General features: G+C 69.2%; 24 protein-coding genes. 17 read left to right on the top strand and 7 right to left on the bottom strand.

Features of this window, described 5'->3' with window-relative positions:
- The first annotated feature begins 186 nt into the window (after window positions 1-186).
- Entirely contained in the window at window positions 187-1,209 is a 1,023-nt protein-coding gene (locus AC07O4_RS19105; protein WP_495305346.1) for an alpha/beta fold hydrolase, read from the top strand.
- A gap of 14 nt (window positions 1,210-1,223) precedes the next feature.
- Here AC07O4_RS19105 and AC07O4_RS19110 read toward each other — a convergent pair whose 3' ends face one another.
- Window positions 1,224-2,135, bottom strand: coding sequence for a formate dehydrogenase accessory sulfurtransferase FdhD (locus AC07O4_RS19110; RefSeq protein WP_495305347.1), 912 nt, complete (start codon window positions 2,133-2,135; stop codon window positions 1,224-1,226).
- Window positions 2,136-2,217: 82 nt separating this feature from the next.
- On the opposite strand from AC07O4_RS19110, the gene AC07O4_RS19115 reads away from it, so the two are divergent.
- The 16 genes from AC07O4_RS19115 (at window position 2,218) to AC07O4_RS19190 (ending at window position 19,331) form a co-directional block, all read left to right on the top strand.
- Entirely contained in the window at window positions 2,218-2,808 is a 591-nt protein-coding gene (locus AC07O4_RS19115; protein ID WP_159275132.1) for a DUF3305 domain-containing protein, read from the top strand.
- Window positions 2,801-3,433: a DUF3306 domain-containing protein gene (locus tag AC07O4_RS19120; protein WP_495305348.1), complete on the top strand. Its 633-nt coding sequence runs from the start codon at window positions 2,801-2,803 to the stop codon at window positions 3,431-3,433. The genes AC07O4_RS19115 and AC07O4_RS19120 overlap by 8 nt, the downstream gene beginning before the upstream one ends.
- The gene (locus tag AC07O4_RS19125; RefSeq protein ID WP_495305538.1) at window positions 3,393-5,471 is read left to right on the top strand and encodes a 4Fe-4S dicluster domain-containing protein; all 2,079 of its coding nucleotides are present in this window, start codon (window positions 3,393-3,395) and stop codon (window positions 5,469-5,471) included. Before AC07O4_RS19120 ends, AC07O4_RS19125 begins: the two co-directional genes overlap by 41 nt.
- Window positions 5,468-6,085 (top strand): TorD/DmsD family molecular chaperone, encoded by a 618-nt coding sequence (locus tag AC07O4_RS19130; RefSeq protein ID WP_369632053.1) that lies wholly within the window; start codon window positions 5,468-5,470, stop codon window positions 6,083-6,085. Before AC07O4_RS19125 ends, AC07O4_RS19130 begins: the two co-directional genes overlap by 4 nt.
- Window positions 6,086-6,283: 198 nt before the next feature.
- Window positions 6,284-6,508, top strand: coding sequence for a formate dehydrogenase (locus AC07O4_RS19135; protein WP_070059792.1), 225 nt, complete (start codon window positions 6,284-6,286; stop codon window positions 6,506-6,508).
- A 9-nt stretch (window positions 6,509-6,517) separates the two neighbouring features.
- Complete coding sequence (locus tag AC07O4_RS19140; RefSeq protein ID WP_354347845.1) at window positions 6,518-9,493, top strand: formate dehydrogenase subunit alpha; 2,976 nt, start codon at window positions 6,518-6,520, stop codon at window positions 9,491-9,493.
- Between the two features lie 9 nt (window positions 9,494-9,502).
- Window positions 9,503-10,123 (top strand): formate dehydrogenase FDH3 subunit beta, encoded by a 621-nt coding sequence (gene fdh3B / locus AC07O4_RS19145; protein WP_062470938.1) that lies wholly within the window; start codon window positions 9,503-9,505, stop codon window positions 10,121-10,123.
- A complete protein-coding gene (locus AC07O4_RS19150) occupies window positions 10,120-10,371 on the top strand; it encodes a hypothetical protein (protein ID WP_082817975.1) in 252 nt (83 codons plus the stop codon). The genes fdh3B and AC07O4_RS19150 overlap by 4 nt, the downstream gene beginning before the upstream one ends.
- A gap of 12 nt (window positions 10,372-10,383) precedes the next feature.
- Window positions 10,384-11,640 carry a formate dehydrogenase subunit gamma gene (locus AC07O4_RS19155; RefSeq protein ID WP_495305349.1) on the top strand — a complete coding sequence of 419 codons (1,257 nt, stop codon included), beginning with the start codon at window positions 10,384-10,386 and terminating at the stop codon, window positions 11,638-11,640.
- Window positions 11,637-12,026 carry a hypothetical protein gene (locus AC07O4_RS19160; RefSeq protein ID WP_495305350.1) on the top strand — a complete coding sequence of 130 codons (390 nt, stop codon included), beginning with the start codon at window positions 11,637-11,639 and terminating at the stop codon, window positions 12,024-12,026. The genes AC07O4_RS19155 and AC07O4_RS19160 overlap by 4 nt, the downstream gene beginning before the upstream one ends.
- A gap of 153 nt (window positions 12,027-12,179) precedes the next feature.
- On the top strand, window positions 12,180-13,433 hold the full coding sequence (locus tag AC07O4_RS19165) for a molybdopterin molybdotransferase MoeA (RefSeq protein ID WP_495305351.1): 1,254 nt from the start codon (window positions 12,180-12,182) through the stop codon (window positions 13,431-13,433).
- Window positions 13,430-15,349 carry a molybdopterin biosynthesis protein gene (locus AC07O4_RS19170; RefSeq protein ID WP_495305352.1) on the top strand — a complete coding sequence of 640 codons (1,920 nt, stop codon included), beginning with the start codon at window positions 13,430-13,432 and terminating at the stop codon, window positions 15,347-15,349. The genes AC07O4_RS19165 and AC07O4_RS19170 overlap by 4 nt, the downstream gene beginning before the upstream one ends.
- 42 nt (window positions 15,350-15,391) lie before the next feature.
- The gene (locus AC07O4_RS19175) at window positions 15,392-16,216 is read left to right on the top strand and encodes an ABC transporter substrate-binding protein (protein WP_495305353.1); all 825 of its coding nucleotides are present in this window, start codon (window positions 15,392-15,394) and stop codon (window positions 16,214-16,216) included.
- Window positions 16,217-16,292: 76 nt separating this feature from the next.
- Window positions 16,293-17,786: an ABC transporter permease gene (locus AC07O4_RS19180; RefSeq protein WP_495305354.1), complete on the top strand. Its 1,494-nt coding sequence runs from the start codon at window positions 16,293-16,295 to the stop codon at window positions 17,784-17,786.
- Window positions 17,787-18,009: 223 nt separating this feature from the next.
- Window positions 18,010-18,795 carry an exodeoxyribonuclease III gene (xth, locus tag AC07O4_RS19185; protein ID WP_139703613.1) on the top strand — a complete coding sequence of 262 codons (786 nt, stop codon included), beginning with the start codon at window positions 18,010-18,012 and terminating at the stop codon, window positions 18,793-18,795.
- A 5-nt stretch (window positions 18,796-18,800) separates the two neighbouring features.
- Window positions 18,801-19,331 (top strand): hypothetical protein, encoded by a 531-nt coding sequence (locus AC07O4_RS19190; protein ID WP_495305355.1) that lies wholly within the window; start codon window positions 18,801-18,803, stop codon window positions 19,329-19,331.
- A 26-nt stretch (window positions 19,332-19,357) separates the two neighbouring features.
- On the opposite strand, the gene ntrC is transcribed toward AC07O4_RS19190, so the two are convergent.
- From ntrC to AC07O4_RS19220, 6 genes are all read right to left on the bottom strand, one after another.
- A complete protein-coding gene (gene ntrC, locus AC07O4_RS19195; protein ID WP_354347834.1) occupies window positions 19,358-20,878 on the bottom strand; it encodes a nitrogen regulation protein NR(I) in 1,521 nt (506 codons plus the stop codon).
- 26 nt (window positions 20,879-20,904) lie between these two features.
- On the bottom strand, window positions 20,905-21,984 hold the full coding sequence (gene glnL / locus AC07O4_RS19200) for a nitrogen regulation protein NR(II) (protein WP_062470910.1): 1,080 nt from the start codon (window positions 21,982-21,984) through the stop codon (window positions 20,905-20,907).
- A 14-nt stretch (window positions 21,985-21,998) separates the two neighbouring features.
- Window positions 21,999-22,526 carry a hypothetical protein gene (locus tag AC07O4_RS19205; protein ID WP_062470907.1) on the bottom strand — a complete coding sequence of 176 codons (528 nt, stop codon included), beginning with the start codon at window positions 22,524-22,526 and terminating at the stop codon, window positions 21,999-22,001.
- Window positions 22,527-22,672: 146 nt separating this feature from the next.
- Window positions 22,673-24,088, bottom strand: coding sequence for a type I glutamate--ammonia ligase (glnA, locus tag AC07O4_RS19210; RefSeq protein WP_062470904.1), 1,416 nt, complete (start codon window positions 24,086-24,088; stop codon window positions 22,673-22,675).
- Window positions 24,089-24,235: 147 nt separating this feature from the next.
- On the bottom strand, window positions 24,236-25,036 hold the full coding sequence (locus AC07O4_RS19215) for a competence/damage-inducible protein A (RefSeq protein ID WP_495305356.1): 801 nt from the start codon (window positions 25,034-25,036) through the stop codon (window positions 24,236-24,238).
- Complete coding sequence (locus AC07O4_RS19220) at window positions 25,033-25,938, bottom strand: EI24 domain-containing protein (RefSeq protein ID WP_495305357.1); 906 nt, start codon at window positions 25,936-25,938, stop codon at window positions 25,033-25,035. The genes AC07O4_RS19215 and AC07O4_RS19220 overlap by 4 nt, the downstream gene beginning before the upstream one ends.
- Window positions 25,939-25,994: the final 56 nt, after the last annotated feature.

Here is a 25,994-nt window from a genome sequence, read left to right on the forward strand (position 1 = left end):
CGTATGCCTGTGTATCCCGGCCCGACATCGACACACCACGTTTCATTGAGGTGCCTTCGCACGCCTGTGTTTGAAATTTAGTGTGGCCGGAACCGGCGCGGATACAGAGGCATACACAAGCCGATCGACAGGTGGATTCCCCGCCGAACAATCGCGCCGTCCCCCTTCGAATCCCAGGAGATTTCCATGACCGCCTCCCCCTCGCTGCCACGCCGCGCGTTCCTCGGCAAGGCCGCACTCGGCCTCGCCGCCACGCAGCTGACATCGATCGTTCCCGCCTTCGCCCAGTCCGCCAGCGCAGGCGGCGCCCGTCGCCTCGAACCCCTCAGGAGCATCGACGCCGGCAGCCTGCGCATCGGCTACTACGAGGCCGGCCCGGCCGACGGCGCGCCGGTGATTCTTCTGCACGGCTGGCCCTACGACATCCACATGTTCGTCGACGTCGCGCCGCAGCTGGCCGCCGCGGGCTTTCGCGTGATCGTGCCGTACCTGCGTGGCTACGGCACCACCCGCTTCCTGTCGGCCGACACGCCGCGCAACGGGCAGCAGTCGGCGGTGGCCGTCGACATCGTCGCGCTGATGGATGCCCTGAAGATCCCCGTCGCCACCGTGGCCGGCTGCGACTGGGGCGCGCGCACCGCGTGCATCATGGCCGCGCTGTGGCCCGAGCGCGTGAAGGCGCTGGTGTCGGTCAGCGGTTATCTCATCGGCAGCCAGGAGGCCGGCAAGGCGCCGCTGCCGCCGCAGGCCGAGCTGCAGTGGTGGTACCAGTACTACTTCGCGACCGAGCGCGGCCGCGCGGGCTACGAGAAGAACCGCCACGACTTCGCCAGACTCATCTGGCAGCTCGCCTCGCCGAAGTGGAACTTCGACGCCGCCACCTTCGAACGCAGCGCCGTCGCCTTCGAGAACCCCGACCACGTGGCGATCACGGTGCACAACTACCGCTGGCGCCTCGGCCTGGCCGAGGGCGAGGCGAAGTACCAGGCGCTGGAGAACCGGCTCGCCCAGGCGCCGGTGATCGGCGTGCCGACCATCACGCTCGAAGGCGACGCCAACGGCGCGCCGCACCCGGAACCCGGCGCGTATGCGAAGAAGTTCTCGGGGCGCTACGAGCACCGGCTGGTCAGCGGCGGCATCGGCCACAACCTGCCGCAGGAAGCGCCCGAGGCGTTCGCGAAGGCGGTGATCGACGTGGCGCGCGGGTAGGCCGCGCAGGCCCCTCAGTCGGCGACGAGCGCCTGCGCCAGCGGCTCGGCGTCGAAGCGCTCGAACCCGCAGTAGCACAGGAAGTGGCGGTTGGCCGCGCGGCCGAACAAGGTCATGCCGAGTTTGGTGGCCAGCTCGTGCCCCATCGCGGTGACGCCGTTGCGCGAGACGACGATCGGCACGCCCATGTGGGCCGACTTCATCACCATCTCGCTCGTCAGGCGGCCCGTGGTGTAGAAGACCTTGTCGCCGCCGTCGACGCCATGCACCGCCATCCATCCGGCGATGGTGTCGATGGCGTTGTGCCGGCCGACGTCCTCCGCGAACACCAGCATCTCGGTGCCGCGGAACAGCGCGCACCCGTGCACCGACCCGGCGTGCCGGTGCACGCTGTTGCGCGATTTCATCTGTTCGAGGATGCGCGCCAGCGTGCCCTGTGCAATGCGCGCCGACTGCGCCGCCGGCAGCCGCACGGCGCCGATCTGCGCCATGGCGTCGCCGAAGACGGTGCCTTGTCCGCAGCCCGTGGTCACGACCCGGTGCGCGGTTTTCTCGGCGAGGTTCGCGATGCCGCGGTGGGTCTTCACGGCGGCCGCCTCCACGCTCCAGTCGACGTCGATGCTCTCGACCTCGTCGGCGCGCCGCACCAGGTCCTGGTTGAGCAGGTAGCCCAGCACCAGCAGCTCGGGCGCGGCGCCCAGGGTCATGAGCGTCACGAGTTCGCGCTTGTCGACGAAGACGGTCAACGGCCGCTCCGCCGGGATGTCGATGTCGCGGCGTTCGCCGTGCTGGTCGACGATCTCGATGCGGCGCAGCAGCGGGCCGCGCGCCGGGTTCAGGCGCGGCGCGCCGGCGCGCCGGGGCAGCGGGACCGCATCGAAAGCCAGCGGTGTCTCGTCTTCTGCGTCGTCTTCACGTGGGGCCATGCGGAATCCTACGCCACCGCTGCGAGCGGAGCGCGAAGGGGTACTGCTCGCGAACGGGCGCGCCATCGGCTATGGTTCGTTCATGCCTTCTTCGGACACTCCCGCGACCGCGCCCACGGGCCGCCCGACGCTCGACGTCGCGGTGGTCATGCGCCGCGAACGCCTGCACGGCCCCTCGAGCCACTGGCAGCCCTGGCGCTGGACGCTCGACAGCGTGCTGCCCGACGAGCCCGGCTTCGGCACCGAACCGCGCCTCCTGCGCGACGACGACGGCGAGCAGCACTGGCTGCACCCCGGCTTCCAGGTCGAGCTGTACCGCGACGAGGCCGAGGGCTACCACCTCAACGCAATCACGCCGACCCCGTGCTGGTTCGTGCTGTGGCGCATGGACGAGGAACCGACGCTTTCCACGGAACCCATTCCGCGCCCGGTCGTGGTCACGCTCAGCTACTACGAGGCCGGGCGCTGGCTCGATGCGCAGGAAACCGTGGAGCAGGTGCCGGCGCCCGCGGAGGTGGTCGACTGGGTGCGCGCCTTCGTCGACGAACACTACGTGGTGGAGCCCAAGCGCCGCCGCCGGCCCGAGAGCTTCCGCTCGCTGGTCGACCGCTTCGGCAACGCCGCGAGCGTGACGACCGAGAAGAAGCGCGGGCGGGGTGCGGGCGATGTCTGAAGGTTTCCTGGGACGCTGGTCGCGCCGCAAGCAGGAAGTGCGCGCGGCCGAGACCGCCGTGGAAGAAAAGACCCTGCCAGCCGTGGAACCCGTTGCGGCGCCTGCGCCAGTGCCCGCACCCACCGCGCTCGCCGAGCCCCCCGCCGCCGAAGGCGAGCAGGACGCCGCGCCGCCGCTGACGCTCGCGGACGTGGACGCACTGGACATCGGGTCCGACTTCAAGCCCTTCCTCACGAAGGAGGTCGCGCCCGAGGTCAAGAACGCGGCCTTCCGCAAGCTCTTTGCCGATCCGCATTTCAATGTGATGGACGGTCTCGACACCTACGTCGACGACTACTCCCAGTCCACCCCCGTGCCCGAGAGCGTGCTGCGCCAGATGGCCAGCGCCAAGTTCCTCAAGCTCTTCGACGAAGACCCCGAAGACGCCGAAGACATTCCCCCTGAAACCCCCGACGCCACCGAGGCGACGGACGTGGCACAGTCCCAGGATCCCGCAACGCTTCCCAGCCCGCCGGTTGCCACGCAGCAACCCGCCAGCCAAGAAACCGATGACCACCACGCTGATTTGCGACTGCAACCAGACGATGCCGCTCGAGCCGAAGACGCTCGGCGCGGCACTGGCTGAAACCCTCCCGCTGCATTCGTCGCTGTGCCGCCGCGAGGCGACCTCCTTCCAGCGCGCCATCCAGTCCGGCGACGACGTCGTGGTCGCCTGCACCCAGGAAAAACGGCTGTTCGGCGAACTCGCCACGCAGACGCCCAACGCCACCTCGCCGATCCGCTTCATCAACATCCGCGAGACGGGCGGCTGGAGCCGCGACGCGAAAAGCGCGATGCCGAAGATCGCGGCGCTGCTGGCCGCCGCCAGCCTGCCCGAGCCCGACCCCGTCTCGACCGTGAGCTACACCAGCCAGGGCCGGCTGCTGATCATCGGCCCGCTCGACGCGGCCGAACGCGCCGCGGCGCTGGTCGGCGACACGCTCGACGTCACCCTGCTCGCGCAGGGCCCCGGTGCAGACGGTGGCGCCCAGGCGCGCCACTGGCCGGTGATCGCCGGGCGCATCGATTCGCTCACCGGCTGGCTCGGCGCCTTCACGCTGCGCTGGACGCGCGACAACGCGATCGACCTCGACCTGTGCACCCGCTGCAATGCCTGCGTGGTCGCCTGCCCCGAGCAGGCCATCGGGCTGGACTACCAGATCGACAACGCGCGCTGCACCTCGCACCGCGACTGCGAACGCGCCTGCAGCGTGGCCGGCGCCATCAACTTCAGTCGCGAGCCGCAGGCGCTCGACGCGGCCTTCGACCTCGTGCTCGACCTCGGCGCCGCGCCGCAGATCGACTGGCACGCGCCGCCGCAAGGCTACTTCCACCTGCCCGGCGGCGTCGCGCAGGCCGAGGGCCTGCAGACGCTGCTGCGCCTGCGCGAGCTGGTGGGCGAATTCGAGAAGCCCAAGTTCTTCGACTACAAGCAGAAGCTGTGCGCGCACAGCCGCAACGAGGTGGTCGGCTGCAACGCCTGCGTCGAGGTGTGCTCGGCCCATGCCGTGAGCAGCGACCCGCAGCGCCAGCGCATCGTGGTCAACCCGAACCTGTGCGTCGGCTGCGGCGCCTGCACCACGGTGTGCCCGACGGGCGCGCTGGGCTACACCTACCCGCGCGCGCCCGACCAGGGCCTGAAGCTGCGCAAGCTGCTCAGCACCTATGCCGCGGCGGGCGGGCGCGATGCCGCGCTGCTGCTGCACAGCCAGGAAGGCGGCCAGGCGCTGCTCGAACAGCTCGGCCGGCAGGCGCAGCTGGGCAAGGCCCAGGGCGTGCCGGCGCGCGTGATGCCGGTCGACCTCTTTCATGCGGCCAGCACCGGCATCGACCTGTGGCTGAGCGCCGTCGCCTTCGGCGCCTCGCAGGTCGCGGTGCTGTGCACCGGCGAAGAGGCGCCGCAGTACCTCGCGGCGCTCAAGCAACAGAGGGACGTCGCGCAGGCGCTGCTGCTGGGTCTGGGCTACACCGGCACGCACTTCCACGTGATCGAGGCCGATTCGCCCGCCGCGCTGGACGCCGCGCTGGCCGGCCTGCGCACGACCACGCAGCGCGTGCCGGCCACGGCGGCGCGCTTCGCCGTCGGCGCCGACAAGCGCGACCGGCTCGAGATGGCGCTGGACCACCTGATGGGCGCGGCCCCGGCCCTGCAGGCACCCGCCGAGACCCCGCTGGCCTTCGCGCTGCCGGCCGGATCGCCGCTGGGCGCCGTCGCGGTCGACAAGGACAAGTGCACGCTGTGCCTGGCCTGCGTCAGCGCCTGCCCGTCGGGCGCGCTGCTGGACAGCCAGAGCGCGCCGCAGCTGCGCTTCATCGAGAAGAACTGCGTGCAATGCGGCCTGTGCGAAACCACCTGCCCCGAGGACGCCGTCTCGCTCGTGCCGCGCCTGCTGGCCGCGCCCGAGCGCAAGCAGCAGGTGCTGCTGAACGAGGCCAAGCCCTGGGCCTGCATCCGCTGCAGCAAGCCCTTCGGCACGCAAAAAGCCATCGAGGCCATGCTCGGCAAGCTGGCCGGGCATGCCATGTTCCAGGGCGAAGCGCTGGAGCGCCTCAAGATGTGCAGCGACTGCCGCGTCATCGACCTGTACAGCGCCACCAACGAAGTGAAGATCGCCCCGCTATGAGCCAGACCTTTCCCGCCACGTCCGCGCTCGACGAGGAGGTGGCCCGGGCCGAGCTCTACGGCCTGCTCGCGCGCCTGTGGTACGCCGCGCCCGATGCCGAATTGCTGGAGGCCTTCCAGGTCGCGCCCACCGAGGCGCCGGCCGCGGGCGCCTTCCTGGAAGAGCCGTGGCGCCAGCTGGTCGGCATCGCGCGCGACACCGACGCGGCCGCCGCGCACGAGGAATACGACGCGCTCTTCGGCGGCATCGGCAAGCCCGAGGTGTTCCTGTTCGGTTCGCACTACCTGAGCGGCTTTCTCAACGACAAGCCGCTCGTGCAGCTGCGCCACGACCTCGACAAGCTGGGCCTGGCGCGCACCGAGACCACCTACGAAACCGAGGACCACATCGCCTGCCTGTTCGAGGTCATGCGCTACCTGATCGCCGGCGAGGACGTGGCGGTGGCCAACCTCACGCAGCAGCAGGCGATGTTCTCCAGACACATCCAGCCCTGGCTGCCCGCCTTGTGCGATGCTGTGTTGCAGCATCCGAAGGCGCGTTTCTATGCGGCGCTCGCCGCCTTCACGCGCGCGTTCGTCGACGTCGAGGCGCAGGCCTTCGACATGCTGGACTGAGAAGGCGTGAACGAACCCGCCATGTCCGCTCATCCCGCCCAGGCGCGCCCCCTCGGCCACGCCGGATTCATTCACACCTTCTGAGGCGAACGAATGCGAGGGGTATTCAGGTTGCTCACACCTTGTTGCTGGTCTAGTATCCACAAGGCCGACCGGGTTTCCCCTCTCTCGTCGCGCCCAGCCACTCCTGGAGTCAATATGCAGGACAGCCAAAACACCGGCATCAAGCCGGCCTCCCGCCGCGGATTCTTCATCGGTGCCGCCACCGCCGGCGCCGCCGCGGTGGCCGTCACGTCGCTGCCAAACATGGCCGAGACACCCGTCGCCGCCGTCGCCCCCTCTTTGCCGCCCCCGCCCGAAAACGGCGGCGGCTATTCCCTGAGCGAACACGTCAAGCGTTACTACGCCACCACGTCAGCCTGAGGAGACCCCGTGCTTCTGACCAGAAAATCCCCAGGCACCGCGAGCTCGCGGACCTCCGACGCGTCGCCCTTCGTTCACAGCCTGCGGCGCGGTCTCGCGAACGCCCTGCCGACCATGGACCGGCGCGCCTTCCTGCGGCGCTCCGGCCTGGGTGTCGGCGTGGGCCTGGCGGCCAGCCAGCTCACGCTGATCCAGAAGGCCAAGGCCGCCGACGGCCGGCCCACGGCCATCGGCGCCGGCAAGATCGAGGTGAAGCGCACCGTGTGCTCGCACTGCTCGGTCGGCTGCGCGTCCGACGCGGTGGTCGAGAACGGCGTGTGGGTGCGCCAGGAGCCGGTGTTCGACTCGCCCATCAACCTGGGCGCCCACTGCGCCAAGGGCGCGGCGCTGCGCGAGCACGGCCACGGCGAGTACCGTCTGCGCTACCCGATGAAGCTCGTGAACGGCAAGTACGAGCGCATCAGCTGGGACACCGCGCTCGACGAAATCACCGCCAAGCTGAAGGAACTCACCAAGGCCAGCGGCCCCGACGCGATCTACTGGATCGGCTCGAGCAAGCACAGCAACGAGCAGGCCTACCTGCTGCGCAAGTTCGTGAGCTTCTTCGGCAGCAACAACTGCGACCACCAGGCGCGCATCTGCCACTCGACCACGGTCGCGGGCGTGGCGAACACATGGGGCTACGGCGCCATGACCAATTCGTACAACGACATGCGCAACGCGAAGATCGCGATGTACATCGGCTCGAACGCGGCCGAGGCGCACCCCGTGAGCATGCTGCACATGCTGCATGCCAAGGAGAACGGCTGCAAGATGATCGTGGTCGACCCGCGCTTCACGCGCACGGCGGCCAAGGCCCACGAGTACGTGCGCATCCGCTCGGGCTCGGACATCGCGTTCCTGTTCGGCATCCTGCACCACATCTTCAAGAACGGCTGGGAAGACAAGCGCTACCTCAACGACCGCGTCTACGGCATGGAAGAAGTGCGCGCGGAAGTCATGAGCAAGTGGACGCCGGACAAGGTCGAGGAGGCCTGCGGCGTGAGCGAGGCGCAGGTGCTGAAGGTCGCGACCATGCTGCACGAGCACCGCCCCGGCACCGTGGTGTGGTGCATGGGCCAGACGCAGCACAGCATCGGCAACGCCATCGTGCGGGCCTCGTGCATCCTGCAGCTGGCGCTGGGCAACGTGGGCACCTCGGGCGGCGGCACCAACATCTTCCGCGGCCACGACAACGTGCAGGGCGCGACCGACGTCGGCCCCAACCCCGATTCGCTGCCGGGCTACTACGGCCTGGTCGAAGGCTCGTGGAAGCACTTCGCCGCCACCTGGGGCGTGGACTTCGAATGGATCAAGGGCCGCTTCGCCTCGCCCGCGATGATGAGCAAGCCCGGCATCACGGTGTCGCGCTGGATCGACGGCGTGCTCGAGAAGAACGAGCTCATCGACCAGGACTCGAACCTGCGCGGCGTCTTCTACTGGGGCCACGCGCCCAACTCGCAGACGCGCGGCCTCGAGATGAAGCGGGCCATGGACAAGCTCGACCTGCTGGTCGTGGTCGACCCGTACCCCTCGGCCACGGCCGCCATGGCCGCGATGCCGGGCCGGCCCGAGGACGCCAACGCGAACCGCGCGGTGTACCTGCTGCCCGCGTGCACGCAGTTCGAGACCAGCGGCTCGGTGACAGCGTCGAACCGCTCGATCCAGTGGCGCGAGAAGGTCATCGAGCCGCTGTGGGAAAGCCGCACCGACCACATGATCATGCAGCAGTTCGCCGATCGCCTGGGCTTCGGCAAGGAGCTCAGCAAGAACTACAAGATGCAGAAGGTCAAGGGCATGGACGAGCCCGTGCCCGACGACATCCTGCGCGAGATCAACAAGTGCTGCTGGGCCGTCGGCTACTCGGGCCAGAGCCCCGAGCGGCTGCAGGCGCACATGCGCAACATGGCCGCCTTCGACGTGCGCACGCTGCGGGCCAAGGGGGCGGTCAAGGACAAGGTCAACGGCTACGACATCTCGGGCGACTACTTCGGCCTGCCCTGGCCCTGCTACGGCACGCCCGAGCTCAAGCACCCCGGCTCGCCGAACCTGTACGACCCGTCCAAGCACGTGATGGACGGCGGCGGCAACTTCCGCGCGAACTTCGGCGTGGAGCGCAACGGCAAGAACCTGCTGGCCGAGGACGGCTCCCACTCGCTGGGCGCCGACATCACCACCGGCTACCCCGAGCTCGACCACCTGCTGCTCAAGAAGCTCGGCTGGTGGGACGAACTCACGGAGGCCGAGAAGCCCAAGGCCGAGGGCAAGAACTGGAAGACCGACAGCTCGGGCGGCATGATCCGCGTGTTCATGAAGAACCACGGCTGCCACCCCTTCGGCAACGCCAAGGCGCGCGCGGTGGTGTGGAACTTCCCCGATGCGATCCCGCAGCACCGCGAGCCGATCTACGGCACGCGCCCCGACCTCGTCGCCAAGTACCCGACGCACGACGACAAGATGGCCTTCTGGCGCATGCCCACGCTCTACAAGACGGTGCAGCAGAAGAACATCGCCGACAAGATCGCCGAGAAGTTCCCCTACATCATGACCTCGGGCCGACTCGTGGAGTACGAGGGCGGCGGCGAGGAAACCCGCTCCAACCCCTGGCTGGCCGAGCTGCAGCAGGAGATGTTCATCGAGATCAACCCGAAGGTGGCGGCCGAGAAGAACATCCGCAACGGCGAGCGCGCCTGGGTGCACACGCCCACGGGCGCCAAGCTCAACGTGCAGGCCCTGGTGACCGAGCGCGTGGGGCCCGACACGGTGTTCATGCCCTTCCACTTCTCGGGCCGCTGGCAGGGCGAAGACCTGCTCGCCTATTACCCGAAGGGCGCGGCGCCCATCGTGCGCGGCGAGGCCATCAACACGGCCACCACCTACGGCTACGACAGCGTCACCATGATGCAAGAGACCAAGACCACGGTCTGCAACATCGAGAAAGCATAAGGAATCACCATGGCAAGAATGAAGTTCGTCTGCGATTCCGAGCGCTGCATCGAGTGCAACGGCTGCGTCACGGCCTGCAAGAACGAGAACGAGGTGCCCTGGGGCGTGAACCGCCGCCGCGTGGTCACGCTCAATGACGGCCTGCCGGGCGAGAAATCGATCTCGGTGGCCTGCATGCACTGCTCCGACGCGCCCTGCATGGCGGTGTGCCCCGTGCAATGCTTCTACCGCACCGACGAAGGCGTGGTGCTGCACGACAAGGACGTGTGCATCGGCTGCGGCTACTGCTCGTACGCCTGCCCTTTCGGCGCGCCGCAGTTCCCGTCGCAGGGCACCTTCGGTGCGCGCGGCAAGATGGACAAGTGCACCTTCTGCGCCGGCGGCCCCGAAGCCAACGGCTCCGAAGCCGAGTTCGAGAAGTACGGCCGCAACCGCCTGGCCGAAGGCAAGCTGCCGGCCTGCGCCGAGATGTGCTCGACCAAGGCCCTGCTGGCCGGCGACGGCGACGTGGTGGCCGACATCTTCCGCACCCGCGTCGTGCACCGCGGCACGGGCGCCGAGGTCTGGGGCTGGGGCACGGCCTACGGCTCGCAACAGGCCGGCACGCCGCCCACCGGAGGCACCAAGTGAAGCGCGCGGTCGTGATGCTCGTCGCGCTCGCCTCGGGCGCGATGCTGCTGGCGGCCTGCAGCGAGAAGCCGCAGACGAACGCCGAGGGCGTCAAGCACGACGCGGTGCCCTGGAGCGGCACGGGCACGCAGGCCAACACCGGCACCGCCTTCACCGCGCCCGGCTGGAAGGTGGGCGACAAGACGGCGTGGGAGCAGCAGATCAAGACGCGCTCCAACGGCCAGAACGAGTACACCCGAGAAAACTGAACCGGAGGCCGCATGAGCGTCACCATTCGCACCAGGCACGCGTTCCACGCGCTGCTGGCGACCGCGCTCCTGGGCTGGGCGGCGGTGGCACCGGCCCAGGAGGCCAACCCGGCCGCGAGCGGCACCGTGACCGCGGCGCCCGCGCCCGCTTCGCCTGCCGCAGCCACGGCCGCAGCACCGAAGGCCGAGGGCGGCATCCGCAGCCAGAACATCTTCGACGTCAAGCCCGAAGCCAGCGCCGACCCCAACTACCTCAACCAGACCAACGGCGAGCGCAACAAGGTGCAGCCCGGCAACAACGCGCCGATGTGGCGCCAGGTGAGCGGCGGCGTCACCGGCTACAGCAGCCTGCCGGTGAGCCAGGCGCCCGAGGCCGGCAACCTGATCCAGCGCTTCGTGCAGTACCCGGGTTCGCGCTTCACCAACGCGGGCGAGGCCTGGCGACAGGTGCGCAACGACTGGATCATTCCGTACGGCGCGGCGCTGCTCTTCGTCACGCTGCTGGCGCTGGCCATCTTCTATTTCACGCGCGGGCCGATCCGCCTGCACGGCACCGAAACCGGCCGCAAGATCGAGCGCTTCACGCCCTTCGAGCGCGCCACGCACTGGTCGAACGCGCTGGCCTTCGTCACGCTCGCGATCTCGGGCATCGTGATGGCCTTCGGCAAGTTCTTCCTGCTGCCGGTGCTGGGCAGCACGCTGTTCGGCTGGCTCGCCTACGTGCTCAAGACCGTGCACAACTTCGTGGGGCCGCTGTTCGTGGTGACCACGCTGTTCATGATCTTCACCTTCATCCGCAGCAACTGGCCGAGCAAGGACGACTTCACCTGGCTGCGGCACGGCGGCGGCCTGTTCGGCGGCAAGGAGCCTGCGTCGCACCGCTTCAACGCCGGCGAGAAGGCGGTGTTCTGGGGCGGCGTGCTGTTCCTGGGCAGCATCGTCATCGCCTCGGGCCTGTTCCTGGACAAGCTGCTGCCCGGCTTCGTCTACACGCGCGGCGAGATGCAGGTCGCGCACATGGTGCACGCGGTGGCCACGCTGCTCATGATGGCGATGATCATGGGCCACATCTACATCGGCACGCTGGGCATGGACGGCGCCTACAAGGCGATGCGCGAAGGCTATGTCGACGAGGCCTGGGCGCGCGAGCACCACAAGCTCTGGTACGACGACATCCAGGCCGGCAAGATCCCCGCGCAGCGCTCGCAACCGGCCGGCGCACCCGAGCCCGCACGGCCGGCGACGGCGCAGCAAGGAACCTCCGCATGAAGCACACGCTGACCCTTCTTCTGTGCGCACTCGCTGCGACCTCAGCTTTCGCCAAGCTCCCCCCGCCCACGCCGGAAGCGCAGGCCAAGGCCGCCGAGGCCGCGGCCCGCACCGCGTGGAGCGCCAAGACCGACGGCTACCTGCTGTGCAAGTCACAGGACCAGGTCGCCGCCAAGTACCGCGCGAGCGCGCAGGCCGCCGGCAAGCCGGCACCGGCCGCGGTGGCCACGCCGCCCTGCGTGGACCCGGGGCCTTACGCCGCGGCCCCCAAGGTTGAAACCAAGCCCATCGAGGCATCGGGCGCCCACTCCCCGGCCCCCACGGCCGCGTCGCCGCCGAGTTCGAACCAGACCTCGGCACAGACGAATCCCGCACCCAAGAAGTAAGCCGGCGACGCACCGCGCGTGCGCGGACGCGGCTGAAGAAAAAAGCGACCGCAAATGGCCCGCCGGCAAGGTCCGGCACGGCCGCTCTTGTGCATGGCTGTCGGGTGCCATGCCCGACCACGCCGGCGACCTCCAACTTCTATACTGGCCCCGATGCCCACACCCGAACGAACTGCCTCGACCGATGTGCGTATGCGCGGCTTCACGCAGCGCGCCGAGGTGCCCACCGCCCTCGCCTGGATCGATGCCCACACGCCCTTGCTGCCCGGCGAATCCGTGGCCGTCGACGAGGCCACGGGGCGGGTGCTGCTGCAGGAGGTGATCGCGCCCATCGCGGTGCCCGAGTTCGACCGCGCGGCCATGGACGGCTATGCGCTGCGCGGCGGCGAGACCACGGGGGCCGGTGAATACAACCCGCTCGAATTTCCGATCGCGGGCCACGCCTGGCCCGGCCGCCCCTTCGACGGCGAGGTGCCCGTGGGCGCCGCCATCCGCATCATGACCGGCGCCCCGGTGCCGCACGGGCTCGATGCCGTGGTGCCCGCCGAGTACGCGAGCGAGCAGGACGGGCGCCTGGCCATCACGCGCGCCGTCGCGCCGGGCCAGCACGTGGGCCACGTCGGCGAGGACATCGCGCGCGGCAGCACGGCGCTGGCCGCGGGCCGCCGCCTGCGTCCGCAGGACGCGGGGCTGGCGGCGTCGCTCGGCCTGGCGCAGTTGCAGGTGGTGCGCCGGCCGCGCGTGCGGCTGCTCGTCACCGGCAACGAGGTGCGCGCGCCCGGCACGCCCAAGGGCCCGAGCGAGATCTACGACGCCAACTCCGTGACCTTGCGCGGCCTCGTGGCGCGCGACGGCGGCCTGCTCGAGTCGCACCAGCGCCTGGGCGACGACCCGCAAATCATCGCGCAGGCACTGGACGCGCCCGGCGCCGACGTGGTGCTCATCTCCGGCGGCTCCAGCGTGGGCGCCGAGGACCACGCGCCGCGCCTGCTGGCCGAGCTCGGCGAGCTGGCGATCCACGGCATCGCGATGCGGCCCTCCAGCCCGGCCGGCATGGGGCGCATCGGCGAAACGCTGGTGTTCCTGCTGCCGGGCAACCCCGTCTCCTGCCTGTGCGCCTACGACTTCTTTGCCGGGCGCGCGATCCGCCTGCTCGGCGGCCGGCCCGCCGACTGGCCCTACCCGCGCACGCGCGCCACCGTAGCGCGCAAGATCGTCTCGCAGGTGGGGCGCGTCGACTACGTGCGCGTGAAGATCGGCGCCGACGGCGTGGAGCCGCTCGCGCTCTCGGGCGCCTCGGTGCTGAGCTCGACCACGCGCGCCGACGGCTTCGTGATCGCCCCCGCCGAAAGCGAAGGCTTCGGGCCCGGGACCGACGTCACTGTTCATCTGTACGAGTGCCTGTGAAAGCCCAATCGCAATTTCTCGATGTCGTCACGCGGGACGAGGCCGAGCGCCGCTTCCGCGAACACCTGAGCCTCGCGCCGCTGGGCCGCGAGACCGTTCCCCTGCACGCGGCGCTGGGCCGGGTGCTCGCCGACGACGCGGTGGCCGCCATCGACGTGCCCGGCTTCGACCGCTCCAACGTCGACGGCTTTGCCGTGCAGGCCGCCGACACCTGGGGCGCGATGGAAGAACAGGTCCGCGCGCTGGCCCTCGTGGGCGAGACGCTCGCACCCGGCATCGTGCCGCGGCGCGAAGTGACGCCCGGCCACGCCACGGCGATCGCCACCGGCGGCATGCTGCCGCGCGGCGCCGACGCGGTGGTGATGGTGGAACACACCGACCTCGACGACGGCAACGTGCAGGTGCGCCGCGCAGCCACGGCCGGCGAGAACGTCAGCTACGCCGGCACCGACATCGCACGCGGCGAAACCGTGCTGCGCGCCGGCCAGGTGCTGAGCTCGCGCGAGATCGGCGTGCTCGCCGCGCTGGGCCTGGCCGAGGTCGCCGTGTGGCGCAAGCCGCGCGTGGCCATCTTCTCCACCGGCAACGAGATCGTCGCGCCCGGTGCGCCGCTGCCCACGGGCGCGGTGTACGACTCCAACGCCGCCATCATCGGCGCCGCGGTCGAGGAACTGGGCGGCGAGCCGGTGCGCCTGGGCGTGATCCCCGACGACGAGGCGCTGCTGTCGGCCGCGCTCGCACGCGGGCTGGAATGCGACGCCGTGGTCTTCTCGGGCGGCACGTCCAAGGGCGAAGGCGACCTGTCGTACCGCGTGGTGGCCGCCCTCGGCGACCCGGGCGTGGTGGCGCACGGCGTGGCGCTCAAGCCCGGCAAGCCGGTGTGCCTGGCGGTCACGGGCGGCAAGCCGGTCGTGATCCTGCCGGGCTTTCCGACCTCGGCGGTCTTCACCTTCCATGAGTTCCTCGCGCCCGTGATCCGCGCCTTCGCAGGCCGGCCGCCGCAGCGGCATGCGCACGTGGCGGCCACGCTGCCGATGCGCGTGAACTCCGAGCGCGGCCGCACCGAATATTTGCTGGTGGGCCTGGTGCCCACCGACGACGGCGTGGCCGCCTACCCGATGGGCAAGGGCTCCGGCTCGGTCACCACCTTCAGCAGCGCCGACGGCTTCATCACCATCGGCCAGCACACCGAGATCGTCGATGCCGGCGCCCCCGTGCAGGTTCAGCTGCTGGGCCAGGGGCTGGACGCCGCCGACCTGATCTTCATCGGCAGCCATTGCGTGGGCCTGGACTGGCTGGCCGGCGAGCTGATGCGCCAGGGCATCCGCATCAAGGCCATGAACGTGGGCAGCACGGGCGGGCTGATGGCCGCCCGGCGCGGCGAATGCGACGTGGCCGGCATCCACCTGATGGACCCGGCGACGGGCGTCTACAACCGGCCGCTGCTCACGCCGGGCCTCGAACTGGTGACGGGCTACGGCCGCATGCAGGGCGTCGTCCATCGCCCCGGCGACACGCGCTTCGAGGGCCTGGACGCCGCCGCGGCCATCGCGGCCGCGACCGCACAGCCCGGCTGCACCATGGTCAACCGCAACGCCGGCAGCGGCACGCGCATCCTCATCGACCGCCTGCTCGGCGGCGCGCAACCGCCCGGCTACGGCGTGCAGACCAAGTCGCACAACGCGGTGGCGGTGGCCGTGGCGCAGCAGCGCGCCGACTGGGGCATGGCCATCGACACGGTCGCGCGGCAGTACGGGCTGGGCTTCATTCCCGTGCAGGAGGAACGCTACGACTTCGTGGTGCCCCAGGCACGGCTTGGGCGCGCGCCGGTGCAGGCCTTCATTGCGCTGCTGCAATCGGCCGCGGCGCGCGAGGCGCTGGGCCGGCTGGGCTTTCGCGTCGACGCCGCAGCCTGATGGCCGAACCGCTTCTTTCTTTCACTCTCGAGGACTGACACGATGACGATGGCTTCGCGCAGACGCTTCACCCTTCTCGCCCTCGCCGGCGCGCTGCTCGCCCCGATGGCGCACGCACAGGACAAGTTCATCGTGCTGGCCTCGACCACCTCGACGGAACAGTCGGGCCTGTTCAAGCACCTGCTGCCGCAGTTCACCAAGGCATCGGGCACAGAGGTGCGCGTGGTGGCGGTGGGCACGGGGCAGGCGCTGGACATGGCGCGCCGCGGCGACGCCGACGCGCTGTTCGTGCACGACCAGCCCGCCGAAGAGAAATTCGTCGCCGAAGGCTTCGGCCTGCCGCGTCGCGCGGTCATGTACAACGACTTCGTGCTGATCGGGCCCAAGTCCGACCCGGCCGGCGTGCGCGGCAACGACATCGCGGCGGCGCTCAAGCGGCTGGGCGCCACGGGCGGCGGCTTCGTCTCGCGCGGCGACAAGAGCGGCACGCATGCGGCCGAACTGCGCCAGTGGAAGCTCGCCGGCATCGACCCGGCCGCGGCCAAGCCGGCCGGCTACAAGGAATGCGGCTGCGGCATGGGCCAGGCGCTCAACATCGCGGCGTCGACCAACGCCTACGTGCTGTCCGACCGCGGCACCTGGCTCAACTTCAAGAACCGCGCCGACCTGGGCATCGTGGTCGAGGGCGACAAGCAGCTGTTCAACCAGTACGGCGTGATCGTCGTGAACCCGGCCAGGCACCCGCACGTGAAGAAGGACCTGGCGCAAGGCTTCTCCGACTGGGTCGTGTCGCGCGACGGGCAGGCCGCCATTGCCGCGTACAAGATCGGCGGCGAACAGCTCTTCTTCCCGAACGCGGGCCAGTGAACGGCGCGCCGGTCGATGACGGGGCCAAGCTGCGCAATGCGCACGGCCTCGCGCTGGCGATGAAGGCCGTCCTTCGATGAATACCGTGACCGAAGGCTGGGCGCTGGCCTGGCACCTCATCACCGGCGCCGACCCCGAACTCGTGCGCATCACGGCGCTGTCGCTGCAGGTGAGCGCCACGGCCTGCCTGATCGGCGCGCTGTTCGGCCTGCTGCTGGGTGCCTGGCTCGCGGTGGCACGGTTCCCGGGGCATGCGCTGGCCGTGTGGCTGGTGAACACGCTGCTCGCCCTGCCCGCCGTGGTCGTGGGCCTGCTGGTGTACCTGCTGCTCTCGCGCTCGGGGCCGCTGGGCGAACTGGGCATTCTTTTCACGCCGTCGGCGATGGTGGTGGCGCAGAGCGTGCTCGTCACGCCGCTGATCGCCGCGCTGTCGCGCCGGCTCGTGATGGCGGCGCTGGCCGACGGCGGCGACCAGCTGCGCTCGCTGGGCGCCGGGCCGCTGGCCACCGCCCTGCTGATGCTGGTGCACGACCGGATGGGCGTGGCCACCGTGCTGCTCACGGCCTTCGCGCGGGCCATCGCCGAGGTCGGCGCCGTGATGATCGTCGGCGGCAACATCGCCGGCGTCACGCGCGTGATGACCACCACCATCGCGCTGGAGACCAGCAAGGGCGACCTCGCGCTGGCCCTGGCGCTGGGCATCGTGCTACTGGCGGTGGTCGGCGCGGTCAACGGCGCCATCGGGTTGCTGCAATGGCTGGCCACGCGTCCGCTGAGCACCGCCCCGCCAGCGAAGCCGCGCGCGGTGCGCCGCACGCCCGCCTCGCACACGCCGGCCGCGGTCGGCACGGTGCCACTGATCCGGCTCGAGCGCGCGACGGTGCGCTTCGGCGCGCTGGTCGCGCTGGACGAGGCCTCGCTGACCCTGCACCGGGGCGACCGGCTCGTGCTCGTGGGTGCCAACGGCTCGGGCAAGACCACACTGCTGCGGCTGCTGCACGGCCTGCTGCCCTGCGAAGGGCGCTGCGAGCGCCTGCCGCTGCGGCCCGAGGGCCGCCTGCCGCGCGCGGCCATGCTGTTCCAGCGCCCGTTCCTGCTGAGCCTCTCGGTGTGGCGCAACGTGTGGGTGGGCCTGTGGCTGGCGGGCGTGCCGGCCACCGAGCGCAGCGAGCGCTGCGGCCTGGCGCTGGCGCGCGTGGGCCTGCTCGAACATGCCGAGCGCTCGGCGCGTTCGCTGTCGGGCGGCCAGCAGCAGCGCCTGGGCCTGGCGCGCGCCTGGGCGCTGCAGCCCGACATCCTGTTCCTGGACGAGCCCACGGCCAGCCTGGACCCCGGCGCCAAGAACGAGATCGAGGCCCTCATCGAAGAAGTCGCCCACAGCGGCGTGACGATCGTGATGAGCACGCACAACCTCGGGCAGGCCAAGCGACTGGCCACGCGCGTGGCCTACCTGCACGCGGGGCGCATCGTGGTCGAGCGGCCCGTGGCGAGCTTCTTCGATTCGGACGATCTGCCGCCCGAGGCCGCCCAGTTCCTGCAGGGTGAGCTGGGCTGGTACCTTCAGCCCTAGCGCCGGCGGGCGGGTCGGCGGTTCCGCGCCCCTCGCCTTCGCTTACACGGCATCCCGATCCAGCGAGGCAAAATACCGCGATGGAAATCACTGTCGCGGTCTCGCTGCCGACACGCCTTCCTTCCGGGTCTGGGCGCGGCCACTTCCTTCGCCTGCACAGAGACCTCACCGACCGGCTGCGAACGCACGACCGCCACCCGATAACCGAATACGCAGAGCCCTCATGAAAATCGCCACCTGGAACGTCAACTCCCTCACCGCGCGCCTGCAGCATGTGCTCGACTGGCTCATCGCCAACCCGGTCGATGTGCTGTGCCTGCAGGAGCTCAAGATGACCGACGACAAGTTTCCGCTCGAGGTGCTGAAGTCGGCCGGCTACGAGGCCGCGGTGTTCGGTCAGAAGACCTACAACGGCGTGGCCATCCTCAGCCTGGCGCCGGTGCGCGACGTGGTGAAGAACATCGAGAACTTCGCCGACGAGCAGTCGCGCGTGATCGCCGCCACCATCGAGACGCCCTCGGGCCCGCTGCGCGTGGTGAACGGCTACTTCGTGAACGGCCAGGAGCCGGGCAGCGAGAAGTTCGCCTACAAGATGAAGTGGCTCGACGCGCTGCACGACTACATCGCGCGTGAACTCGCGGCGCACCCGAACCTCGTGCTGCTGGGCGACTTCAACGTCACGCCCGAAGACCGCGACAGCTTCGACCCCGTGGGCCTGAAGGAAACGATCCACCACACGACCGAAGAGCGCGACCACTTCAAGGCGCTGCTCGGCCTGGGCCTGACCGACAGCTTCCGCATGTTCGAGCAGCCCGAAAAAAGCTTCTCGTGGTGGGACTACCGCATGCTGGGCTACCAGAAGAACCGCGGCCTGCGCATCGACCACATCCTCGTGAGCGAGCCGCTGCGGCCGCTGGTGAAAAGCTGCGTCATCGACCGCGTGCCGCGCAAGTGGGAAAAGCCGAGCGACCACGCCCCGGTGGTGCTCGAACTCGGCGCGGGCGCCTGACGGCCATGACGACGCCGATCGCCGCACGCCTTGCCCGTTCTGCCGCGATCGCCGCCGCGGCGCTCGCACTGGCCGCCTGCTCGGTCCTGAAGCCGGGTGGTGGATCGGAAAGCGGCACAGGCAGCACATCGCCCGGCGGCACAACCGCCACCGAAGGCAGCCGCGACGTGCCGACCGTGCGGCTCATCACCGCGCAGACGCCCGCGATCCGCACCTACCGCAAGACCGGCGCGCGCCACATCTACAAGGCCTACGCCAGCCGCATCTACAAGGGCAAGATTCCGCCGCTGGTGTACGCCGTGGTGGTGGTCGAGACGGAGATCGATGCGAACGGCAAGGTCACCAACGTCACCTTCAGCCGCGTGCCCAGCCATGCGCCCGAGGTGCCGCCGATGATCGCGGAACTGGTCAAGGCGACCTCGCCCTTGCCGAGCCCCGGCAAGCTGGGCGGTCACACGTATGTCGACACCTGGCTCTGGGACAAGAGCGGCAATTTCCAGCTGGACTCGCTGACTTTGGGCCAACGCAGCCGGTAATAAAAAAAGGCCCTGGGAGGGCCTTTTCATTCGATACCGAGTTCCTGGATTTTCCGGGTGATGGTGTTGCGCCCGATGCCCAGCTTCTGGGCCGCCTCGATGCGCCGGCCGCGCGTGTTGGCCAGCGCGGTGAGGATGAGCCGCGATTCGAAGCGGCGCGTAAGCACGTCCCACACGTCGGTGCGGCCTGCGGCGAGCAGCGCCTGAGCTTCGGCTTCGAGGCCGCTTTCCCAGGCGCTGGGGCCGGCGGGGGCGCCTGGCACCGCCTCGGGGGCCGCGACCACCGGTGCGGACGCATCGCGCTCGACGGCCAACGGCGCTGCAGCCTGCACGGGCGCCGCCACCTCGGCCACCGCCACATGCACGTCCGCCCCGCTGCCCGCCATCACTTCGGGCGGCAGGTCTTTCGACTCGATCAGCTGCGCGGGCGCCATCACGGTCAGCCAGTGGCAGATGTTCTCGAGCTGGCGCACGTTGCCCGGGAAGTTGAAGGCCGCAAGCCTGGCGAGTGCCGCATCGGAGATGCGCTTGGGCTCGACGCCCAGCTGGCGCGCGCTCTGCTGCAGGAAGTGGCGCGTGAGCGCGGGCACGTCCTCGCCGCGCTCGCGCAGCGCCGGCAGGCGCAGGCGGATCACGTTGAGGCGGTGGAACAGGTCTTCGCGAAAGCCCCCGAGCTTCACGCGCTGCTCGAGGTCCTGGTGGGTGGCCGCGATGACGCGCACATTGGCCTTGACCGAGTTGTGGCCGCCCACGCGGTAGAAGTGGCCGTCGCTGAGCACGCGCAGGAGGCGCGTCTGCAGGTCGAAGGGCATGTCGCCGATTTCGTCGAGGAACAGCGTGCCGCCCTCGGCCTGCTCGAAGCGGCCGCGGCGCATGGTCTGCGCGCCGGTGAAGGCGCCGCGCTCGTGGCCGAAGAGTTCGCTCTCGAGCAGGTCTTTCGGAATGGCGGCGGTGTTGATCGCCACGAAGGGGCCGTTGGCGCGCGGCGAGTGCTTGTGCAGCGCACGCGCCACGAGTTCCTTGCCCGAGCCCGATTCGCCGGTGATGAGCACCGTGACGTTGCTCTGCGACAGCCGGCCGATGGCACGGAACACGTCCTGCATCGCGGGCGCCTGGCCGAGCATCTCGGGCGCGGCCACCATGCGCTCTTCGGACACCTCTTCGCGCTGGCTTTCGTCGACGGCGCGGCGGATGAGTTCCACGGCGCGCGGCAGGTCGAAGGGCTTGGGCAGGTACTCGAAGGCGCCGCCCTGGAAGGCCGAGACCGCGCTGTCCAGGTCGGAGAAGGCGGTCATGATGATGACCGGCAGGCCGGGGTGCTTGGCCTTGATCTTGTCGAGCAGGTCGAGCCCCGAGCCGCCCGGCATGCGGATGTCGCTCACTAGGACCTGCGGGCCCTGCTGCTCGTCGCCTTCGGCCTGTTCGAGCGCGGCCAGCACTTCGCGTGTGTTCGTGAAGCTGCGCGTGGGCAGGTCTTCGCGCAGCAGCGCCTTCTCGAGCACGAAGCGTATCGATTGGTCGTCATCAACTATCCAGATCGGCTTCATGCATCTCCTCTGTTGCCGGGGCTGCGCTAGGGCAGCGGAATCAATATCTTGAAATCGGTTCGGCCCGGGACGCTGTCGCACTCGATCACGCCGTGATGCTGTTGCACAAAAGTTTGCGCAAGCGTCAGTCCCAGCCCGGTCCCACCTTCCCTGCCCGAAACGAGCGGATAGAAGATGCGGTCCTTGATCGTGTCCGGCACACCCGGTCCATTGTCGATGACATGCAATTCCAGTGCCAATCGATACCACTGCTTGTTGAAGATCACCTGGCGGGCCACGCGGGTCTTGAAAGTGATCTGCGCATCGCCCGCCGCGCGGCGCTCGGCCAGGGCCTGCGCCGCGTTGTGCGCGATGTTGAGGGTGGCCTGGATGAGCTGCTCGCGGTCGCCGCGGAACTCGGGAATGGAGACGTCGAAGTCGCGCTCGATGTGCAGGTCGCGCGGAAACTCTGCCAGGATGACCGAGCGCACGCGCTCGCACACCTCGTGGATGTTCACGTCGCCCACCACGTGCGGCCGGCGGTGCGGCGCCAGCAGCCGGTCGACCAGCGTCTGCAGCCGGTCGGCCTCGTGGATGATGACCTGGGTGTATTCGATGAGGTCGCGCGACTCGACCTCCATCTGCAGCAGCTGCGCCGCGCCGCGGATGCCGCCCAGCGGGTTCTTGATCTCGTGCGCGAGGTTGCGGATGAGTTCCTTGTTGGCCTGCGCCTGGTCGATCAGGCGCTCCTCGCGGTCCTGGCGCACCTGCTGCTCCAGCGGCGACATCTCGATGATGAGCTCGCCCTTCTTGTCGCCGTGCGCGAGCGTGACCTGCACGGGCATCAGCTCGTGGTTCACGCGCCGCAAAAAGGCCTCGTAGCGCAGCGTGGCGAAGTCGTTGCTGCTGGCGCCGTCGAGCGCGGTGCGCAGCACCTGCGGCTCATGGAAACAGGCGCCGAACTGCGAGCCCTCGAGCGTGCGCCGCGAGGTACCCAGCGCGTCTTCGAGGCCTGCATTGGCGAACAGCACCGAGCCGTCGCTGTTGACCACCGCGATCAGCGTGGACAAGAGGTCGAAGGCGCGAAAGCGCGGATTGGCGCCAGTCGCCTTCTTGCCGAACACCATGGACTGCGCGCCGCTTACTGCGCCTGCGGCTTGCCGGGCAGGCGGCCGATTTCGCGGCGGATGCCGGCGATGTCGCTCTCGTTGCGCGCGAGTTCGGCCTTCATCTCGGCCACGCGGTCGAGGTACTTCTGGTAGTTGCGGCCTTCGCTGCCCTGCTTCTCGGGCTCGCCGTTGTTGTATTCCTTCTTGAGCTCGGTCTGGCGGGCCTCGGCCTTGCGCAGCTCGGCCTCGAGCACCGAACGCGCCTCGCCGTCGCGGGCGCGCTGGTCGACGCCTTCGACGCGCGGGCTGCCCGCCGGGGCGCGCGCGGCCGAACCGCCCGAGCCCGACGACGACGCACTGCCACCACCGCCGCCCGAGGGCTTCGTGCCCTGCACGACGGTGACGTTGCCGCCTTCCATGATCTTGCAGCCCTTTTGCTGGGCCACGGTCGCGTTGTTGGTGTACTCGTTGCCGCAGCGCCAGACGCGCTCTTGCGCGAGCGCCGCCGTGGCGGTGGCGAACGAGGCGGCGGCCAGGAAAATCAGGGAAGCAGTCTTCATTTGGATCCGGAGAGGGCGCGACAAACGCGCATTTTGATGCAATTCGGGCCCGCTCACGACAGGGTGTTCCGCACCAAGGAAAAAGGACGGCCGGGGCCGTCCTTTTGTCTTACTTGCCCGCCGGGGCGGGCTCGTTGTGGCGCTTTTTACAGCGAGTAGTACATGTCGAACTCGACGGGGTGCGTCGCCATGCGGAAGCGCGTGACTTCCTGCATCTTGAGGTCGATGTACGCGTCGATGTACGAGTCGGTGAACACGCCGCCCTTGGTCAGGAACGCACGGTCCTTGTCCAGGTGCTCCAGGGCCTGGTCCAGGCTGTGGCAGACGGTCGGGATCAGCGCGTCTTCTTCCGGCGGCAGGTGGTACAGGTCCTTGCTGGCGGCTTCGCCCGGATGGATCTTGTTTTCCACGCCGTCCAGGCCGGCCATCAGCAGCGCGGCAAAGCCCAGGTACGGGTTCATCAGCGGATCGGGGAAGCGCGCTTCGACGCGGCGGCCCTTCGGGTTGGCCACGAACGGGATGCGGATCGAGGCCGAGCGGTTCTTGGCCGAGTAGGCCAGCTTCACCGGGGCTTCGAAGCCAGGGACCAGGCGCTTGTAGCTGTTGGTGCCGGGGTTCGTGATGGCATTCAGGGCACGGGCGTGCTTGATGATGCCGCCGATGTAGTGCAGCGCGAAGTCCGAGAGGCCCGCGTAGCCGTCGCCGGCGAACAGGTTCTTGCCGTCCTTCCAGACCGACTGGTGCACGTGCATGCCGGAGCCGTTGTCGCCGACGATGGGCTTGGGCATGAAGGTGGCGGTCTTGCCGTAGGCGTGGGCCACGTTGTGGATCACGTACTTCTGCAGCTGGACCCAGTCGGCGCGCTGCACCAGCGTGCTGAAGCGGGTGCCGATTTCGAGCTGGCCGGCGTTGGCCACTTCGTGGTGATGCACTTCGACCGGGATGCCCAGCGATTCGAGCACAAGGCTCATTTCCGAGCGCATGTCCTGGAAGCTGTCGACCGGGGGCACCGGGAAGTAGCCGCCCTTGACTGCGGGACGGTGGCCGCTGTTGCCGTGCTCGAACTCCTTGTCGGTGTTCCACGAGGCTTCTTCGGACTCGATCTTCACGAAGCAGCCCGACATGTCGTTCTTCCAGCGCACGCCGTCAAACACGAAGAATTCGGGTTCCGGTCCGAAGTAGGCGGTGTCGCCCAGGCCGGAAGCCTTCATGTACGCCTCGGCGCGCTTGGCGAGCGAACGCGGGTCGCGCTCGTAGGCCTTGCCGTCTGCCGGGTCGATCACGTCGCAGGTCAGGATCAGCGTCGTTTCTTCGAAGAAGGGGTCGATGTTGGCGGTGTTCGGGTCGGGCATGAGCTGCATGTCCGAGGCTTCGATGCCCTTCCAACCGGCGATGGACGAACCGTCGAACGCGTGGCCCGAGGTGAATTTGTCTTCATCGAAGTGCGACACGGGCACGGTCACGTGCTGCTCTTTGCCGCGGGTGTCGGTGAAGCGCAAGTCGACGAACTTGACCTCGTTTTCCTTGACGAGCTTGAGTACATCGGCGACGGTCTTTGCCATCAGTTTCTCCTGAGTTGGATGGTGGTTAGGAATACAGGGACGGGAGGATGCAGTTTCTGTGCCATTGTCACCCCGCCGGATGAGGCCCGGGTGACGGCCCAGGGGCTGCCGGAAAAGGAAAAAATCACCAAATTGGTGCAATGCAGATTAACGCACCAATTCGAGGCCTAGCTTCGCATCAAAGGTGTGCAGACCTTCGATCAGCTGGCCATAGGCGGCATCGAGCTTCGCAGGGTCGCCCTTGACGCCCAGCTCGATGTGGCGCCCGTACTGCGGGTGATCCACGCTGGGGAGGCTGAACACCTTGATGCCGGCATGGGCCTGCTCGATGGCCTGCATCAGCGGCGTGAGGGTGGCTTCCATCGCACCGAAAACGATCACGGACTTCTCGGCGATGGCGTTGCGGGTGAACAGATCGGCATAGCGGCTGTCGAGCACCGACTCGATCATCGGCCAGGCCATGACCGGAAAGCCCGGCACGAAATGCACGTGCTCGACGCTGAAGCCCGGGATCTTGTTGTACGGGTTGCGGATGATCGACGCGCCCTGCGGAAACACGCCCATGTTCAGGCGGTGGATGTTGTCGGGCCGGTCGGGTTCGTAGGGCACGCCCTGCTCCAGGGCCGTGTCCTGCATGCGCTCGCGGATCAGCGCCTCGGCCTCGGGGTGCAGCGCCAGCGGCACGCGCAGGGCCTGGGCGGCGCACTGACGGGTGTGGTCGTCGGGCGTGGCGCCGATGCCGCCGGTCGAGAACACGATGTCGCCCGAGGCGAAGGCGCGCATCAGGGCCGCGGTGATCCGCGTGGGCTCGTCGCCCACGTACTCGGCCCAGCCCAGCTGCAGGCCGCGCGCGGCCAGCAGCTCGATGACCTTGGCCATGTGCTTGTCGGCCCGCTTGCCGGAAAGGATCTCGTCGCCGACGACGATGAGACCGAATGCGCGTGTCATGGAGAACTCCATTGAGAAAGAGCGGCCTTGTTGGCCTCGGTGGCTTCGGCCGCCTCGAGCGCCTGCTGCTGCGCGTCGCCGCTGCCGGCCGCGGGCTGCTGCGCCGCGCGCTGGGCGCGCAGCTGGGTCAGGGCGTCCAGGCAGTAGTGCGCGAACCAGAGCGCGGAGAAAGCGAAGACCAGCGTGTAGATCCAGATGGCGATCGGCACCAGCACGAAGAAGGCGGCGGCGAACAGCAGGCCCGAGGCCCAGACGATGCTCGGCGCGGCGCCCAGGTAACCGCACAGCACGCCGATGCACAGCAGCGGCAACCGGTGGGCGCGCAGCAGCGCGACGCGCTCTTCGGGGCTGGCGTGCTCGGCCAGCGCGTCGAAGCTCATCACCCGGTAGGTCAGCCAGCCCCAGATCAGCGGCGGCAGGATCAACACCAGCGGCGGAATGAGCCACAGCGGCATCGACACCACCAGCGCGATCAGCGCCAGCACCGTGGCGCCGAGCGAGCGCAGCACGCTGCCGAAGAAGGAGGCGCCCTTCTTCTGTTCGAGCGTGGGAAAGCGCCGTTCGGCCACGAGCTTGGTGAGCGCCGGCGCCATGAAGCCGGCCACGATGAGCAGCGACAGCACCACGATCAGCGGCGTGACGCCGAACACCACCACCAGCGGCGCCAGCGCGGCCGTGACGTCGCTGGAGAACAGGCGCCCGATCCAGGCCCAGAAGCTGGACAGCAGCGGCCAGGCGTCGAGGGCCTCGCGCGTCCAGGCGACGGCCGCGTCCCAGTAGAAGTAACCGAGCCCCGCGGCCAGCAGCACCATGAGCGCCAATGGCAGGAGCGACAGCACGATCACGCGCGGGAGCATGCAATAGGCCACCGCGCGCCAGAAGGAGTCGAGGAGCAGGCGCATGAGGTTCGAGGATAGCGCAAGGCCCCGGCCCGCCCGCCGCCGGGCCTGCGGGCGGA

Source organism: Variovorax sp. GW821-FHT09D04 (assembly GCF_059416405.1).